At 67.5% G+C, this 613-nt stretch carries 1 protein-coding gene; it reads left to right on the top strand.

All coding sequences use genetic code 11. From position 1 onward, the window contains the following. Positions 1–86: 86 nt before the first annotated feature. The coding region (locus F6Q13_RS19590; protein WP_293060043.1) for a zinc ribbon domain-containing protein at positions 87–613 on the top strand (527 nt) is incomplete at its 3' end.

The raw sequence follows: 613 nt of genomic DNA, 5'->3' as shown, positions 1-613 counted from the left end.
ACGGCAATTCGATCACCGTGGAAGACTGCCGCATCTCGACCTGGGCGCGGTTATGGGGCAAACGGATCGCGTTGTTCAGTCCCGGCATGCTGGTGGCCGCTCTGGAGCGGGAATGCAGCGCCGCCGGCGGGCAGCTCTCACGCGCGGGCACACGCACCACCGCGATGTCTCAGCACTGCCTGTGCGGTGCACGTGTGGCCAAAACACTGGCCCAACGCACCCACAACTGCCGCGAGTGCGGGCTGTGCGCCGACCGCGACATCGTGTCGGCCACCCTGGCGGCTTGCGTAGAGTTCACCGACCCCGACGATCCGCGGACCGCGACCGTCGACTACCGACTTGCCCACGCCCTCCGGGCGGGGTTGGCCTCCCAGCAAGAGTGGGAGGGTTCAGTCAACCGGCACCAGTCACCGCCATCACCAGATGCTGGATCGGCCAGGACCGGCAGCCACCACCTGGTGGCCTCTGCTGAACAAGCGGCACCCGGCCTACCCCCCAAACAGACCACGCCCACCGCGTGGACGTCGCGGGACCAGCCGAAAACAACCAGCACCCACGCTGATTGGCGCCGCATGACCCATTACGGGTCAACGCGTAGGTGGCCGGCTTCTCG

Origin of the sequence: Mycobacterium sp. (genome assembly GCF_008709575.1) — a bacterium.
Taxonomy (GTDB): domain Bacteria; phylum Actinomycetota; class Actinomycetes; order Mycobacteriales; family Mycobacteriaceae; genus Mycobacterium.
This window is presented reverse-complemented; position numbering and strand designations above follow the sequence as displayed.